General features: G+C 70.4%; 11 protein-coding genes. 3 read left to right on the forward strand and 8 right to left on the reverse strand.

What is annotated here, in order from left to right; genetic code table 11:
• Positions 1-39: 39 nt before the first annotated feature.
• From ACWF7A_RS08725 to ACWF7A_RS08740, 4 genes are all read right to left on the reverse strand, one after another.
• Positions 40-2,289, reverse strand: coding sequence for a glycoside hydrolase family 95 protein (locus ACWF7A_RS08725; protein WP_452249834.1), 2,250 nt, complete (start codon positions 2,287-2,289; stop codon positions 40-42).
• Positions 2,290-2,371: 82 nt separating this feature from the next.
• On the reverse strand, positions 2,372-4,501 hold the full coding sequence (locus ACWF7A_RS08730; RefSeq protein ID WP_452249835.1) for a hypothetical protein: 2,130 nt from the start codon (positions 4,499-4,501) through the stop codon (positions 2,372-2,374).
• A 272-nt stretch (positions 4,502-4,773) separates the two neighbouring features.
• Entirely contained in the window at positions 4,774-5,259 is a 486-nt protein-coding gene (locus ACWF7A_RS08735; RefSeq protein WP_452249836.1) for a universal stress protein, read from the reverse strand.
• 16 nt (positions 5,260-5,275) lie between these two features.
• Positions 5,276-6,799 (reverse strand): MDR family MFS transporter, encoded by a 1,524-nt coding sequence (locus ACWF7A_RS08740; protein WP_452250155.1) that lies wholly within the window; start codon positions 6,797-6,799, stop codon positions 5,276-5,278.
• A gap of 102 nt (positions 6,800-6,901) precedes the next feature.
• On the opposite strand from ACWF7A_RS08740, the gene ACWF7A_RS08745 reads away from it, so the two are divergent.
• Complete coding sequence (locus ACWF7A_RS08745; protein ID WP_452249837.1) at positions 6,902-7,483, forward strand: TetR/AcrR family transcriptional regulator; 582 nt, start codon at positions 6,902-6,904, stop codon at positions 7,481-7,483.
• 4 nt (positions 7,484-7,487) lie between these two features.
• Here the strand turns inward: ACWF7A_RS08745 and ACWF7A_RS08750 are convergent, their stop codons facing one another.
• A complete protein-coding gene (locus tag ACWF7A_RS08750; protein WP_452249838.1) occupies positions 7,488-8,078 on the reverse strand; it encodes a short chain dehydrogenase in 591 nt (196 codons plus the stop codon).
• Positions 8,079-8,147: 69 nt separating this feature from the next.
• On the opposite strand from ACWF7A_RS08750, the gene ACWF7A_RS08755 reads away from it, so the two are divergent.
• Positions 8,148-9,002, forward strand: a complete 855-nt coding sequence (locus tag ACWF7A_RS08755; RefSeq protein ID WP_452249839.1) for a LysR substrate-binding domain-containing protein — start codon at positions 8,148-8,150, stop codon at positions 9,000-9,002.
• Here the strand turns inward: ACWF7A_RS08755 and ACWF7A_RS08760 are convergent.
• From ACWF7A_RS08760 to ACWF7A_RS08770, 3 genes are all read right to left on the reverse strand, one after another.
• Positions 8,962-10,569 carry a PucR family transcriptional regulator gene (locus ACWF7A_RS08760; protein WP_452249840.1) on the reverse strand — a complete coding sequence of 536 codons (1,608 nt, stop codon included), beginning with the start codon at positions 10,567-10,569 and terminating at the stop codon, positions 8,962-8,964. The two genes, ACWF7A_RS08755 and ACWF7A_RS08760, sit on opposite strands and share 41 nt — an antisense overlap.
• A 204-nt stretch (positions 10,570-10,773) precedes the next feature.
• Positions 10,774-13,035 (reverse strand): hypothetical protein, encoded by a 2,262-nt coding sequence (locus ACWF7A_RS08765; protein WP_452249841.1) that lies wholly within the window; start codon positions 13,033-13,035, stop codon positions 10,774-10,776.
• Positions 13,036-13,178: 143 nt separating this feature from the next.
• Positions 13,179-14,222 carry a LacI family DNA-binding transcriptional regulator gene (locus tag ACWF7A_RS08770; RefSeq protein ID WP_452249842.1) on the reverse strand — a complete coding sequence of 348 codons (1,044 nt, stop codon included), beginning with the start codon at positions 14,220-14,222 and terminating at the stop codon, positions 13,179-13,181.
• Positions 14,223-14,333: 111 nt separating this feature from the next.
• Between ACWF7A_RS08770 and ACWF7A_RS08775 the strand changes: the two genes are divergently transcribed.
• On the forward strand, positions 14,334-14,795 hold the full coding sequence (locus ACWF7A_RS08775) for a hypothetical protein (RefSeq protein WP_452249843.1): 462 nt from the start codon (positions 14,334-14,336) through the stop codon (positions 14,793-14,795).
• Positions 14,796-14,811: the final 16 nt, after the last annotated feature.

The following is a 14,811-nucleotide window of genomic DNA, read 5'->3' on the forward strand; positions in this document are numbered from 1 at the left end:
AGCCGATCCTAGGGCGCTGGTGACCGCGAACCGGGCGGCTCACGGACGAAGGGTGACGGACTGCCCCTCGTGCAGCTTGATCTTCTTCTTCCACCTGCCGAAGCGCACCTCGGTCTCCGTGCCGCCCACGCTGCGGACGGTCGCGCTGGTGACCTTCCCGTCCTTCCACGCCAGGTCGACGGTGAAGCCGCCGCGGGCACCGATGCCGGTGACCGAGCCGGTCCTCCACGCCGAGGGCAGCGCGGGCAGCAGTTCGATCACGCCGGGACGGGCGTACAGCAGCATCTCCAGCATCGCGGCCGGAGCGCCGAGGTTCGCGTCGATCTGGAAGATCGAACGGTCGCCGAAGCTGTACATGTCGAAGAAGTTCGGCGCGGTGCCGTTCGCGTGGTTGATCGAGGGCCGGATGACCTTCTGGATCAGCTCGTACGAGCGGTCGGCGTCCTTCAGCCTGGCCCAGCAGGCCGCTCGCCACGCGAGACCCCAGCCGAAGCTCTCCATGCCGCGGGTGATCAGGTGCTGCTTCACGCCCTCGACGACCGCGGCGGGGGAGTCGTCGCGGTTGATGCGGTCACCGGGGAAGAAGCCGACGAGCGGCGACAGGTGCCGGTGCGTGGTCTCGCCGAGGTCGTCCGGCGACATCCACTCCTGCAGCATGCCGGTCTTCGGGCTGACGACCGGCAGGTACAGCTTCTCCCGCAGGGCCGACATCTTCCTGCCGTAGGCCTGGTCGCGGCGCAGCACGTCGGTCGCGATCCGGTACTTGCCGAAGAGGTGGTGCACCAGCTCCTGGTTGTAGGTGTTGCCGCGGGTGTCCTGCGGGCCGTGCTCCGGCGACCAGTCGTGGTCGTCGACCAGACCCTGCGGGGTCTCGACGAGACGGGCCTCCCAGAACTCGCAGGCCCCCTTGAGCAACGGGTAGATCTTGGCCAGGTAGTCGCGGTCGAGCGTGTACTCGTAGTGCTCGAACAACGACATGCACAGCCACGCGTTGCCGCCGGGGTGCCACCACCAGCCGCTGCCGCCGTAGATGTTGGTGGAGAAGGCGACCGCCCACCCGGCGACGCGGTTGTTGGTGTTGCGGAACCGGTTGCGCTCGTCCTGGTAGACCGACTGCGTGGTGTTCGTCCACGCCGGCAGCTGGGCCACGCAGTAGTTCGCGAGCGCCTCGAACGTGTCCGACAGCGCGGCCCGGTCCGCGAGCCAGTAGTTCATCTGGATGTTGATGTCGGTGTGGTAGTCGCTGTACCAGTCGGGGTTGTTGTTCGACAGCCACAGACCCTGCAGGTTGATCGGCAGGTTGTCGCGCGAGCCCGTGATGGCGAGGTAGCGGCCGAACTGGAGGTAGCTCGCCTCGAGCTCCGGGTCCGGCGTGGTGCTCGCGGCCCTCGCCCGCAGGCGGGTCCACGTGTCCATCGCGCGCTGGGCGTCGGTGGAACGGCCGAGGTCGACCTTCTGCCGGTCGTACTTCTTGCGGTAGTCCGCGACGTGCGTGCGCAGCAGGGCATCGGCCTTGGCACGCACGTTCGCCTTCTGCAGCGCGAGCTTCGCCGGTTCCACCAGCGGGTCCATGAACCCGGCCGAGGCGTCCGGGACGTAGTTCGTGCCGCCGGAGAACACGATCACCAGGTCCGAGCAGCCGGCGAACACGAGGTTCGCACCGTCCACTTCGACCGTTCCATCAGGACTGAACGCCGTGACGACACCGCTGTACGCCAGCTTGTTCGGGAACGAGCCGGTGAAGACGGCCGCGGTGTGCGGCGCGTCGCCGACCGTCGGCTCGCCGTGCGCGCCGACGAGCGAGATCGTGCCGGACTGGTTCGGCCCGACGAGCCGGACGACCACCACGTCGTCGGGGTGGCTCGAGTAGACCTCACGCCGGTACCGCTTGCCGCCGTGGGTGTACTTCGTGGTGACGAGGCCGTTGCTCAGGTCGAGCTCGCGGCGGTACCCGGTGGCACCCGCGTGGCCGGGCACCTCGACGTACAGCTTGGCGAGCATGGAGAACGTGCCGAAGTGCGTGGAGTCGTACGGCAGCTGGCCGTCGCCTTCGAGGGCGTCGTTGAGCTCGCCGGTCCAGAGCGTGACGTCGGTCAGGTACAGGAAGTCCTTCTCGACGCCACCGCCGACGAGCGCGCCGAGACGGCCGTTGCCGATGGGCAGACCCTGCTCGATGATCTTCGCCTCGTCGGCGGGAGCGGGGTACCAGAGGGTGGTCGGGTCGGCGGCCAGCGGGGTGCCGGATGGTCGCTGGGGTTCGGCGTGCGCGGAGAACGTGGGCAGGACCATGGCGCCCAAGCCTAACGCTCCGGAGGCCTTCAAGAAGGCGCGACGAGTCGTCATCGTGGTGCTCCTACTGGAAGTTGTGCGGTCAGCGGGCGGTCAGGTCGGAGACGTGCACGGCGTTGTCCGGCCCGCGCACGGCGACCCAGGTCGAGCCGTTCGTGCCGGCCGTGCCGCCGACCGCTCCGGTGAGCGCGTTGCTCACGAACTGGTCGCGCTTGGTCCACCACGTGCCCGCGCCGTCGACGAGGTCCTGCTGCCACAGCGTGTAGTCGCTGCCGCGCACGAACACGTTGACCCGGTCACCGTTGGCCACGGCCGTCGGGCTGCCGCTGATCACGCCGCCGAGCGAGGTCCACGCGGACCAGCCGTTCGCGGTGCGCCTGCGGTACCACGCGGAGTCGTCCTGCAGGCGGACCGTGACGAACGTGCCGGACGCCACCGTCGCGGCGGAGGGCCTGCCGTAGATCTGCTGGTTGCCGGGCGAACCGACCGACGTCCAGGTGCTGGTCGCCTGGTCGCGCGTCCACACGCGGCCGTCGGCGCCGCGGCCGAAGAGGCTCCAGCTGTCCGGTCCGGTGAACGCCACCGACACGGAGTCGGTCAGCGAGCCGCCGAGCGAGGTCCAGCCGCCCCACCTGTCGTTCGCGAAGGTCCGTTGGTACGCCACGTTGTCCGTGCCGCGGACGAAGAGGTCGACGCGGCCGTTCGGACTCGCGAACGCGGACGGCTGGCCGAGGACCTGACCGCCGCGAGGACCGCCGAGCACGACCCAGCCGCGCCACTCGCCGTCGACCATCGAGCGCTGGACGAGGCGGCCGGACCTGTCGCGGGCGAAGGTGGCCATGTTCTCGTCGTCCCAGCGGACCAGCGCCGGGCTGGCCGACGTCTCGCCACCGAGGTCGGTGCCGGGGACGGCGGTCTCGCCGCGCAGCTTGAGGAACGCTGTCCCGTGCGCGGGGACCGTGACGGTGTGGGTGCCGGTCGCCGTGCCGCGGTCGGCGCGGGCGCGCAGGTCGCGGACGGCCACGGTGCCCTTGAGGCCGGTGTCGGCGAGGGTGACGGTGAACTCGGTGGGCTGCTCGTTGCGGTTGAGCACCGCGACTGCCCGCTCACCCTTGCCGGACAACACCTTGCTGTACACGTCGACGTTGTTCGAACCCGCGACCCGGACACCCTGGATGGCCAGCGGGTCCTGGTCGACCGCGATGATCTCGGGGTTCTTCAGCGTCTCGATCATCGACGGCGGCAGCGTGCGCGGGTCCGACCCGATGATCAGCGGCGAGGCCATCACCGACCACATGACGAGCTGCGAGGTCGACTCCTCCTCGTTGAGCTCGTACGTGCCCTGCTCGGTCTTGCGCATCGGGATCAGGTAGTCCGGGTCGTTGTAGTGACCGGGACCCTGCGCGCCGGGCCGGTAGAGGTTGCGGTCCATGTTGCGCAGCACGTCGCGCCAGATGCCTTCGTACGGCGTGCCGAACGCGACGTCCGTGCTGGTGCGCCACGAGTCACCCACCCGCGGCCCGTAGGTGTAGGCCACGTAGGCGGTCTGGTCCCAGCGGTGCGGCACGCTCCACTCGTCGGTGACCGGGTTGCAGAGGTTGAGGATCATCTTGCGCCCGGCCTTCCGCACCGCCGCGGAGAACTGCGTGAAGGCGACGGCCGGGTCCATGTTCTGCGCGATGCCGCACAGGAAGTCGATCTTGATGGCGTCGAACTTCCACCCGGCGAACTGCTTCGCGTCCGCCTCGTAGTACCCGCCACCGCTGCCGGCGGCGCAGTTCTTGCCGTCCCACGCGCCCGCATCGGTGTAGATGCCCGCCTTCAACCCCTTGGCGTGCAACATGTCCACCAGCTTGGTGAACCCGGACGGGAACCGCGCGGGGTCGGGCACGAGCGAACCTCTGCCGTCCCGCGGCGGGCTCGCGTTCCACCCGCCGTCGATCCACACGATGTCGTACCCGGCCTTCGCGAGGCCGCTGCTCACGAGGTGGTCGGCCACCCCGAGCACCTTCTCCTCCGATGCCGCGCCCACGGCGAAGTAGGAGTTCCACCCCATGTACGGAGTGCGTGCGATGCCGGAGTCGTAGTAGGTGGGCGCGCCTTGGTCGACACCCGCGTGTTCTACCGGTGTGGTCGGTGCGGCGGCGGCAACCGCCGTGGGCGCTAAGAGCGCCAGGGCGATGGTGGCCACGGACAGCAGGGTTCTCGGCATACCCGTACCTCTCGTCGTCGAGTGGCCAAAGCATGCTTCGGCCATCCGATCGCGTCAAGAATAAATACTAAATTAAGTTTAGATAACCTTGCGCCCGGAGGTACCGTAGCAGTGCTCCGACCTATGGCAACCGATCACGCGATCGATAGGCGCAATCTGTCCACTTCGGGTCAAAGTCGTCCGAGGTGTGAGCCGAAGCCCTGTCGGTGGAACGCCGAACGCCCGGCTCGAGTCATCGAGCCGGGCGTTCGTGTCGTGCGGGAAGGAGGCGGTCAGGGCACCACGAGCACCGGCCACCGCCCCGACCGGATCAGCCGCGTCGCCACCGACCCGGCGAACCGGTGCCCGGCCTGCTGCGACGCCCCGACGACCACCATGTCGGCCTGGCACTGGTCCGCCGAGTCGCGCAGCACCGTGAACGGGTCGCCGAACGCCTTCAGGAACGTCACCGGCACGTCGAGCTCCTCGGCGGACGACCGCACCTGCTCGGCCAGTTCGGCGTGCAGGCGGGCCGTCGCCTCGTGCTCGAACACCGACGCGACGGCCGGGCTCAGCGCCGCCAGGGAGGAGTGGCACGCCACGAACGTGACGACGAGCCGTGCTCCCTGGCGGCGGGCCAGGCCGAAGGCGGAGGCCGTCGCGCGCATCGCGGTGTCGGTGCCGTCGATGCCCACCATGATGGTCCTCGACGACGGCAGGGGAGCGGGACCGAAGGAGTCCACCGTGGACTCGAAGGCGTTGTTGAGGCCGGCGCTCATGGTTCCCCCTCGGGTGTCAGCGAGCGACCGCTGAGTCTGCTTCCTTCTTCTCGAGATCGATCGTCGTGCGCAACGTGATCGGCTTGAGCAGCAGTGCCGCGACGATGCCGATGACGCCGACCGCGGCGGAGATCAGGAAGATGTGCGCCGTCGCGTCGCCGTAGACGGTGTGCACGATCGTCTGGACCTCGGGCGGCAGGGCGGCGAGGTTCAGCGCGCTGGTGCTGCCGGTCGACTGGCCCGCCGGCACGTGCAGCGCGGCGGAGAGGTCGGCGGTCACGCGGTTGGCGAGGACGGCACCGAGCACCGAGACGCCGATCGTGCCGCCCAGCGAGCGGAAGAACGTCACGGACGCCGAGGCGGCGCCCAGTTCGCTCAGCGGCACGCTGTTCTGCACGGCCAGCACCAGGTTCTGCATCGTCATGCCGACGCCGATGCCCACGACGGCCATCGCGGCACCGACGATCCACAGCGCGGTCGCGTGGTCGACGAAGCCCAGGCCGAGGAAGCCGAGCACCAGGACGATCGTGCCCGTGACGATGTACGGCTTGATCTTGCCGGTGCGGCTGATCATGCGGCCGGAGATCGTGGACGACAGCAGCACGCCCGCCATCAGCGGGATGGTCAGCAGGCCCGCCTCGGTCGGGGAGTAGCCGCGGCCGATCTGGAAGTACTGGCCGAGGAACACGGCGCCGCCGAACATCGCCATGCCCACGGCGAGGCTCGCGACGATCGCCAGGGCCGGGGTGCGCTGGACCACGATGTGCAGCGGCACGACCGGTTCCTCGACGCGCAGCTCGACGGCGATCGCCGCGCCCAGCAGCACCAGGCCGCCCGCGACCATGGCCGCGCTCTGCCACGAGATCCAGTCGAACGAGTTGCCGACGAACGAGACCCAGATCAGCAGCACGCTCACGCCCGCGGCGATCAGCGTCGCGCCGAGGTAGTCGATCTTCACGTTCTCCCGGCGCACGGTCTCCAGCTTCAGCGTCGCCTGCAGCACCACGAACGCCAGCGCGGCGATCGGCACGGCGACCCAGAAGCACCAGCGCCAGCCGAGCCACGACACGTCCACGATGAGGCCGCCGAGCAGCGGGCCGCCGACCGTCGCCACGGCCATGACCGCGCCGAGGTAGCCGTTGTAGCGGCCGCGTTCGCGCGGCGGGATGATCGCGGCGATCACGACCTGGACCAGCGACTGCAGGCCGCCGACGCCGATGCCCTGGAACGCGCGGGCGGCGATGAGCTGTCCGGTGTCCTGGGCGAAGCCGGCGAGCAGCGACCCGATCACGAAGACCACGATCGCGGCCTGGACCAGCGTCTTCTTGTTGAACAGGTCGGCGAGCTTGCCCCAGATCGGGGTCGTGGCCGTCGCCGTGAGCAAGGTGGCCGTGACCACCCACGTGTACTGGGTCTGCGTGCCGTTGAGCGAGCCGATGATCCGCGGCAGCGCGGTGGAGACCACCGTGGAGCTGACCATGGCCACGAACAGCGCGAGCAGCAGTCCCGACAGCGACTCCAGCACCTGCCGGTGCCCCATCGCCCGAGTCTCGATCTTCACATCCGCCCCTTCGTCGCCTTAATTCTTGCGCGTCGTGCAAATTTGCGCAATGAGCAACTTACTCCGGTTAGGCTGTGGGGCATGGAGACCCTCACCACTCTGCGCGAGCACAAGAAGGCCGCGACCCGGCGGTCGCTGGCCGGGGCGGCGTTGCGGCTGGCGGTGGAGCGCGGCCTGGACGGGGTGACGGTCGAGGACATCGCGGACGCGGCCGGGGTGTCCCGCCGGACGTTCTCCAACTACTTCACCAGCAAGGAGGACGCGGTCCTCGACGCCGACCGCGAACGGCTCCGGGCGCTGGTCTCGCTGGTCGAGGCGCGGCCCGAGGCCGAGGACGCCTGGCAGGCCCTGCGCGCGTCCACGGCCGAGCTCTACCGCGTCCGGCCCCTCCCGGACGTCGAGTGGATGGTCCAGCTGCGGCTGCTGCGCCGGCATCCGTCACTGCTCGCACGACAGGCAGGCGACCAGGTCGCGCTCGAACGCGACCTGACCGCCGTGCTGGTCCGGCGCGAACCGGACGAGGAGGCCGCCCGGCTGATGGCCGCGACGTTCCTCACCACGATCCGCACCGGCATCGCGCTGTGGCTGGAGGGAGCGGGCGAGCAGGAGCTGCCCGACCTCGTGGACCGCCTGCTCGGGCGGGTGCGGGTTCAGGGTTCTTAGAGGTTCAGGGCACGTAGACCTGGCCGGTCTGCCGTCCCTCGATCGATCGGACGTACGCCTGCGCCACGTCGGCCAGCGGCACCGGCTTCATGCCGGGGAAGTAGTCGCCGTAGACGTCGAGCGCCTCGGCGAAGACCGTGGGGCTGACGGCGTTGATCCGCTGCGGGGCGATCTCGATCGCGGCGCCGCGCACGAACGCCTCCACCGCGCCGTTCGCCAGTGCCGCGGCAGCGCCGGTGACGATCGGTTCGCGCGCCAGCACGCCCGTGATCAGCGTGAACGACTCGGTGACGTGCGCGAGCCCTTCCCGGACGAGGGCCACCTGGGACAGCACCTTCCCGGTCACCCCGGCCTGGTAGTCCTCGATCGTCAGCTCACCGAACGGCTTGAACGGCACGTGCCCGGCGGCCGACGCGACGGCGTCCACCCGGCCCACGGTCTGGTAGAGCTCGGCCACCTGGACCGGGTCGGTCACGTCGAACTGCAGGTCGCCTCCGGTGCGCGAGACGGTCACGACGTCGTGCTTGCGTTCGGTGAGCACCTCGTGCACCGCGGTGCCCAGCAGGCCGGTCGCTCCAACGAGCAGAATCCTCATGCCGTCGACGCTAGGAGCGTTGCGGCGAAGAGTGAAATGCCGTTCGTGCAGCACTTATGATCGGCGGTTATGAATGTCGAGCTGCGTCATCTCCGGGCACTCGCCGCGATCGGCGACCACCGGTCGATCACCGCGGCCGCCCAAGCGCTGCACGTCACGCAGCCCGCGCTCTCCCGCACGCTCGACCAGCTGGAACGACGCCTCGGCGTGCGGCTGGTCGAACGCACCACCCGGCACGTCGCCCTGACCGACCCCGGCCACCGCCTGTGGGAGCACAGCCACCGCATCCTCACCTCGCTCGACTCGGCCCTGGCCGAGGCCGTCCAGCCGCAGCCGATCCGGCTGACCTTCGCGTGGGCCGCGCTCGGCCGGTTCACCATCCCGTTCCTGCGCGAGTGGCGTGCCGAGCACCCGGAGATCCTGGTCCGCATCCGCCAGGCCGACGACCCCGAGGCGGCGTTGCGGCGCGGCGAGGCGGACGTGGCCGTCCTGCGCACACCACCGGCCGGCGCCGGCCTCGGCCACGCCGCGCTCATCGAGGAACCCCGGATCGCGGCCGTCGCGGACGACCACCCGCTCGCGGCCCGGGACGCCCTCACGCTCGACGACCTGGTGGGCGAGTGCGTCGCCGTGTGCGAGACGGCGGCGACGACGAGCGCCGACCTCTGGCCCTCCGGCGCCCGCCCGCGCACGGTGGACGTGCCCGGCGTGGTCGAGTGGCTGACCTCGATCGCGACCGGTGCGACGGTCGGGGTCACGGCCGCCGGGACGAGCCACCACCACCCGCACCCCGGCGTGACCTACCTGCCGATCACCGACGCCGACCCGATCACCGTGCACCTGGCGTGGCCGGCGGCGACACCGCACCTGTCGACCGAGGCGTTCATCGCCCTGGCTCGGCGCCACCTGGTCGCCACAGCCTGAGCTGCAGCATCGCCGCGAACCGCGCGTCCGGGTCACCGAGGTCGATCTCCCCGACCTCCGAGAGCCGCCGCAGCCGGTACCGGAACGTGTTGGGGTGCACGAAAACAGCGGCCGAGGCGGCGGCGACGTCACCGAAGGCGTCGAGCCACGCGCCGAGCGTCTCGACCAGGCACGCGCTGTGCTTGCGGTCGTACGCGATCAGCCGCGCGACCGGCCCGGTCAGCGTGTCCCCGCGCTCCGCGATCAGGTCCGACAGCTCCAGCAACAGCCCCTCGCCGTGCACGTCGGACACCCGCGCCACCGACCGCGACGCGCGTCCGGCCCGCAACACCCGCAGCACCAGATCGGCCCCGGCCCGCGACCGCGACAACGTCAGGCCGTCCGACACCTCGCCGACGCCCACCAGCACGGGGTTGCCGATGCGGGTGCGGAAGTCCGCGGCGATCCGCAGCGCCCGGTCGTCCGACTCGGCCGGCAGGATCGCGTAGGCCACGTCGCCGATCAACGCGGCCGCGGCACGGGGGTGCACGGCCGTCAGGTGCATGGCCAGCGCGTCGGCGACCTGCTGACGTTCGGCCAGCAACCGGGCGTGCGCGGCCGGGTCGTCACCGTGCGAGTGCGCGAGTGCGAGTGCCAGCACCACGCACGCCTGGTCGGCCAGCCCCAGCCGCCGCACCGCCTCCGCCGCGCCCGCGCCACCCTCGATCGCGGTGGAGACGAGGTCCGCGCGCAGCCGCCGTTCGACGTCGGCACCCGCCCGCTGGCGCATCATGTGCAACGCCACGAGCTTGGCCGCGTCACCGAACGCCGTGGAACTGTCCGGAGACAGCGGCCCGCGCACGGCGGCCCAGATCGACCCGAGGAACTCGTCACCCGCCCGCACCGCCACGGCGACGCGGGGCAGGCACAGCGAGCCGTCGTCGGCGGGCAGGTCCTCGATGTAGACGGGCTGATCGGTGCGGTAGAGCTGCTGGAACACCCCTCGCGCCTCCAGCAGTTGCGAGTAGCGCGCCGGGACCTGCCTGCCCAGGATCGTCTCGACGCGCGACGAGTCGGCCTCGTCCTGACGCCCCGAGAACGCGAGCACGCGCGAGCTGCGGTCCTCGATCGTCACCGGCGCGCTGATCAGCGACGCCACCGCGTTGGCCAGCGCGAACAGGTCCCCGGCCGGCACCCCGCCGAGCGTCTCGGACGGGTCGACCTCACCCTCCGCGAGCAACGACCGCAGCATCGCGGCGAGCTGCGTCCACGACGCTCCCGGCGCCAGCCCGAGCAGCGCCACCCCGGAGCTGTCGACGGCCTCGGAGACCTCCTCGGTGAGGACGATCGGGCCGCGCACGACCAGCGCGGCCGCCCCGTCCTTGCCCAGCTGGTGCAGCAACGGCGCCGGCTCACGCACGCCGACGCCCAGCACCAGCGCGCCCAGGGGCAACGCCTGGTCGTCGTCCGGGTCGTGGATCACCACGCCGCCGATGTCGGCGGCACGGCCCGGATCACCCCGCACGAGGTCGATCAGCGTGGTGCCCAGGTCGTCCAGCACGCGGGTGAGGCCTGTTCGCGGACTCATGCCACCACCTTGCCACTGTCTACAGCGGAATCCACCAACGTTCGACGCCCGGCTGCGAGGGCCTGATCGCCTTCGACGGCTCGGCCGGAGTGGGCACGGGTGATCCGGACTCGTCTGGATCACCCGTGCCCGACACCGCTCGGCTGCGGGCTCCTCCGCCCAGAAGTCCTTGGCCGTGAACGACCTCAGTCAGGTCGCGGTGGTTCAGGCGAGGCACTTCCAGCTGTACGGGTCGGCGATGGCGGCGGACCGGGAGAAGACGGCCTGCTCGTGCGGGTTCTGGCGCTGGCAGGCGTCGTCGAGGTCCATGGCCACCCGTGCTCCAGTGCCCGTGACGCAGCGCCAGTCGTGGGCGGTCGTCCCCGCGAGGACGACCCCGTTCACGGCGCCGATCGAGGTGCAGTAGCCCTGCAGGTCGAGGCCGCCCTTCTCGGTGAACACCGGCGGCCGCGCGAGGGTCACGGTGACCGAGTTCGCACCGGCCGGCAGCCGGACGACTCCCTTCGCGCCGTCGACCGTTCCCGTGCTCGCCCTGGAGATGTTCCCGAGGAACGCGGGTACCTCGAAGCTCACGCCGCCCGCGGGGGTGGCGCCGGTCAGGGTCAGGGTGACGTCCGCCCCGGAGGCGGTGATCGACGCGCCCATGCGCCTGGCGCCCGTGATCGGGTAGTTGGCCACGGAGGTGGTGGCCCCGTCGCGGAGCCACTGGTTCGGCAGTCCGCGGCCGACGATCACGGTGCCGTCGAGCTTCTCGGCGAGCAACGAGTCGAGCAGCACCTTGGAGGCGTTGGCCTGCCCCCACATGTGCGGGCTGGACCCGCTGCCCGCGGTGCTGTGGGTGCCGGGGGACCAGTTGCTCGTCCCGACGGTCTGGATCCCTTCCCACCAGGAGAACGGAGCGCTCTGGGCGTTCTGGATCAGGTACTGGTAGCCGTGGATCCCCTCGGAGCGGTAGCGGGAGGAGGCCAGACCGGCCGAGCCGTAACCGGCGTTGTAGGAACTGCTCACTCCGGGGTAGCCGCCGAAGGTGTGCCTGGGCAGTCCCGAGAGACGGGCGAAGCCGTTGTCGTAGGTGGAGTCGATCAGGTCGATCATCGGCCCGGCCGGGGCGCTGCCCCACAGCTGGCCGTCCCACGCCCAACGGCCGAAGAGGAACATAGAGGCCCAGTTGCCGTTGTTGGTCTGCCCGCAGACGTTGGCGCTGCTGTTGGGAACGTCCATCGCACAAGGCAGATAGGACAGGCCGTTGCTCGAGATCGTGGTGTTCAGCCGCGCGTCGACCGCCCGCAGGAGGGTGTCGTACGTCCGGCCGGCCCACGACGCCTCGGCGGTCTCGCCGAGAGTGGTCGCGATGTACTTGTAGGTGAGCAGAGCGAGCAGGGCCGACTGGTTGTCGACGGTCCAGTGACCGGTGTGGTCCACGGCGACGGTGGCCTTCATGATCCCGCCGGGGCCGGTCGCGTCGGACTCGATCCGGTGCGCGGTCTGCCTGATCGTCGCGAAGTGGGACCGCACGAAGGCCGCGTCACCGGTCTTGCGCAGGTACACCGCCCAGGGCCAGTTGTACTTCCACGTCCCGTCCGGGTACATCCGGGTGATGTCGTTCGGGTCGTCCTGGGCGATCAGCGTCGGCAGGTAGTCCTTCGCCCTGTTCAGGTCACCGGCCTCCAGCAGCTGCACCAGCATGCCGACGAGGTCGTGGTTGAAGATGGCGTCGTAGCCGTTCTCGCCGACGTTGAGGCGGTTGCCGTCCTTGACGAGGTTCGTGGTGATGTGTCCGGACCGGTAGGCGTTGGCCAGCTGCGGGTCGGGAACCTGGATCTGGGCGATCTGCGCCAGCTTGCCGTCCCAGTAGGACGTCATGTGCGCGTAGTGCGTGTCGTACCCGCCGGCCGCCGTCAGCTCGGAGGCCGTGGGCCAGGCGTAACCCTGGCCGAACCGGTCGGCCGCGATCACGTAGTCGAAGTCGGTGGTCTGCCCCGGCTGGACCGTGGTCGACGGCCGGGTGAGCGGAAGGGTCCCACCGGTCGGTGCCGGGTCCAGGACGTGCGCGACCGTGTCGTGGTTGACGACCCTGACCCTGGAGTAGACGGCGACGAAGTCCCGGCCGCCGATCGTCACCCGGTCACCGAAGTTGGTGATCGTGACGGTGCTGTTGTCCCGCTCGAACTGCGTGGTGAGGGCGGGGTAGTAGCCCCCGGCGTTGAACCACTGGACACGTCCGGGGTTGTTGTAGATCCCGAAACGGACCGTGGTGTTCGGTCCGGAGTGGACGTCGAAGCTGCCGTCCTTGTGGGTGAGGACGCCGTAGTAGTCGCCCTCCCACCCGATCGAAGCGCTGTCGTGCTGCGTGACCGCGGCGCGGGCCTGTCCCGAGTGCCACGCGGGCGAGCTGCAGGCCAGGGCCAGCGCCACGCTCACGGCTGCGGCCATCCAGCCGCGCCGCCTTCGACTGTGCCTGTTCATCTCTGGGTTCCTCCCGACGACGCCCTAGCTCGGCGGCGGCCCCAAGGACGTTCTTGGATCGATAAAATCCCGTGTGACGCACACAACCACAGCGCTGTTGGCGGTGTCAATCGAGGGAAGTGGATCGATCCAACCGGTCGGGATCAGGCCTGGGGCCGGGAGGAACCACGCACGATCAGCTCCGGCGGCAGCAGCGACGTCACCGGAGTCGCCGTCCCGCCGGGCGAGCAGAGGGCCTCCACGATCCGCCGCCCGACCTCGCGAAGCGGCTGCCGGACGCTGGATAGGTCGAGGACCTCCGCCGACGGGGTGTCGTCGTAGCCCACCACCGCCACGTCCCGACCGGGGGACAGCCCCAGGTCGCGGAGGGCCTGCAGCGCACCCGCCGCCAACGTGTCCGACGCCGCGACGAGGGCTGTCGGCGCGTCGGGCCGGCCCAGCAGGCTGCGGGCCATCCTCGCACCGCTGAGCCAGGTGTCCTCTCCCCGCACGTCGAGACGGTGGCTGCCCGCCAGCAGACCGTGCCGGTCCATCGCTGTCACCCACCCCTCGGCGCGATCGTCGCCGACGCGGTGGCCTTCGGGGAAACCGAGGAAACCGATGCTCCGGTGGCCGGACCCCGCCAGGTGGTCGACGACCGAGGCGACGCCCTGCGCGTTGTCCACGTCCACCCAGCCGGCATCGGCGACCCGGCCGAAGCACACGAACGGCACCCGTGCGTCCGTCAAGATCGACGGCCGTGGGTCGTCGGGAACCACGTTGTACAGCACGACACCCTCGACCGAACCGGTGCGCACGAGCTGGACGCAGGTGGCCGCCTCGCTCTCCGCGTCGTCCACCGCGAACAACATCAGGTGCCTGCCGGACGCCTGCCCGGCCTCGGCCAGCGCGTGGAGGAAGCGGTCGTGCAGGTGGGCGAGCGAGTGCGAGGAGACGGGCTCGATGCGGCACGCGATCATCCCGGCGGCGCTGGACCTCAGTGCCCGCGCCAGCCGGTTCGGCTGGAACCCCAGCTCCGCCACGGCCCGCTGCACACGTTCCCGCGTCTCCGTGCGCACCTTCGCCGGAGCGTTCATCACGTTGGAGACCGTCTGCTTGGACACCCCCGCCGCCGCGGCGACGTGAGCGATCGTCACCGAGCCGGAACCCTGCCGCGGTGCGGATCCGCGTCCCGGCGTGTCCGTCACCGCAGCACCTCTTCCGCTCGATTCCCCTCATGCTATCGGCCCACCGGGTTGGATCGGTAAAACGATGGTTGACCAGTGTGTCGTCGCGGATCGAGTTGGTTGAATGGCGCCGTGCGCTACGACGAGGTCGAGAAGGCCGTCCGTGAGCTGGTCCTGTCCGCAGACGGCGAGAAGCGGCACCGGTTCGGGGCGGAGACCGTGGTCCGGCTGACCTCGGGCGACGACCTCGCGGACGCGGCGGAGGCCGAGTTCGACGAGGACGCCCGGCAGGCGTTCGAACTGGCCCGCAGGGATCCGGCGGGCAGCACCCCGGACCAGCTGCGCGCGTGGCTGCACGCGATCGACGAGGGCACGCTGTCCGACGGCGACATGGAAACGCAGGTGTTGCAGGCGCTGCAGGCTCTGGAGCACTGGGCGGAGTTCCTCGCCGACCGCGACCCCGAGCCCGTCGTGCAGCTGGCGATCCGATCGCTGGAGGTGGTCGACCACGAGGTCACCGCGGCGCTGGACGACTTCCTCGCGCACCCGGAGATGGCGTCCGAGTTCGACCGGATCGGCAGGCGGCTGCGCTAGGGGTGCGTGGTGCGGC

The organism is Lentzea sp. NPDC055074 (assembly GCF_053608005.1).

Excerpts from the sequence above, each read along its gene's own strand:
- ACWF7A_RS08730 (WP_452249835.1), bottom strand. The coding sequence starts at position 4,501 with ATGCCGAGAACCCTGCTGTCCGTGGCCACCATCGCCCTGGCGCTCTTA.
- ACWF7A_RS08740 (WP_452250155.1), bottom strand. The coding sequence starts at position 6,799 with ATGGGGCACCGGCAGGTGCTGGAGTCGCTGTCGGGACTGCTGCTCGCG.
- ACWF7A_RS08765 (WP_452249841.1), bottom strand. The coding sequence starts at position 13,035 with ATGAACAGGCACAGTCGAAGGCGGCGCGGCTGGATGGCCGCAGCCGTG.
- ACWF7A_RS08725 (WP_452249834.1), bottom strand. The coding sequence starts at position 2,289 with ATGGTCCTGCCCACGTTCTCCGCGCACGCCGAACCCCAGCGACCATCC.
- ACWF7A_RS08755 (WP_452249839.1), top strand. The coding sequence starts at position 8,148 with ATGAATGTCGAGCTGCGTCATCTCCGGGCACTCGCCGCGATCGGCGAC.
- ACWF7A_RS08750 (WP_452249838.1), bottom strand. The coding sequence starts at position 8,078 with ATGAGGATTCTGCTCGTTGGAGCGACCGGCCTGCTGGGCACCGCGGTG.
- ACWF7A_RS08745 (WP_452249837.1), top strand. The coding sequence starts at position 6,902 with ATGGAGACCCTCACCACTCTGCGCGAGCACAAGAAGGCCGCGACCCGG.
- ACWF7A_RS08735 (WP_452249836.1), bottom strand. The coding sequence starts at position 5,259 with ATGAGCGCCGGCCTCAACAACGCCTTCGAGTCCACGGTGGACTCCTTC.
- ACWF7A_RS08760 (WP_452249840.1), bottom strand. The coding sequence starts at position 10,569 with ATGAGTCCGCGAACAGGCCTCACCCGCGTGCTGGACGACCTGGGCACC.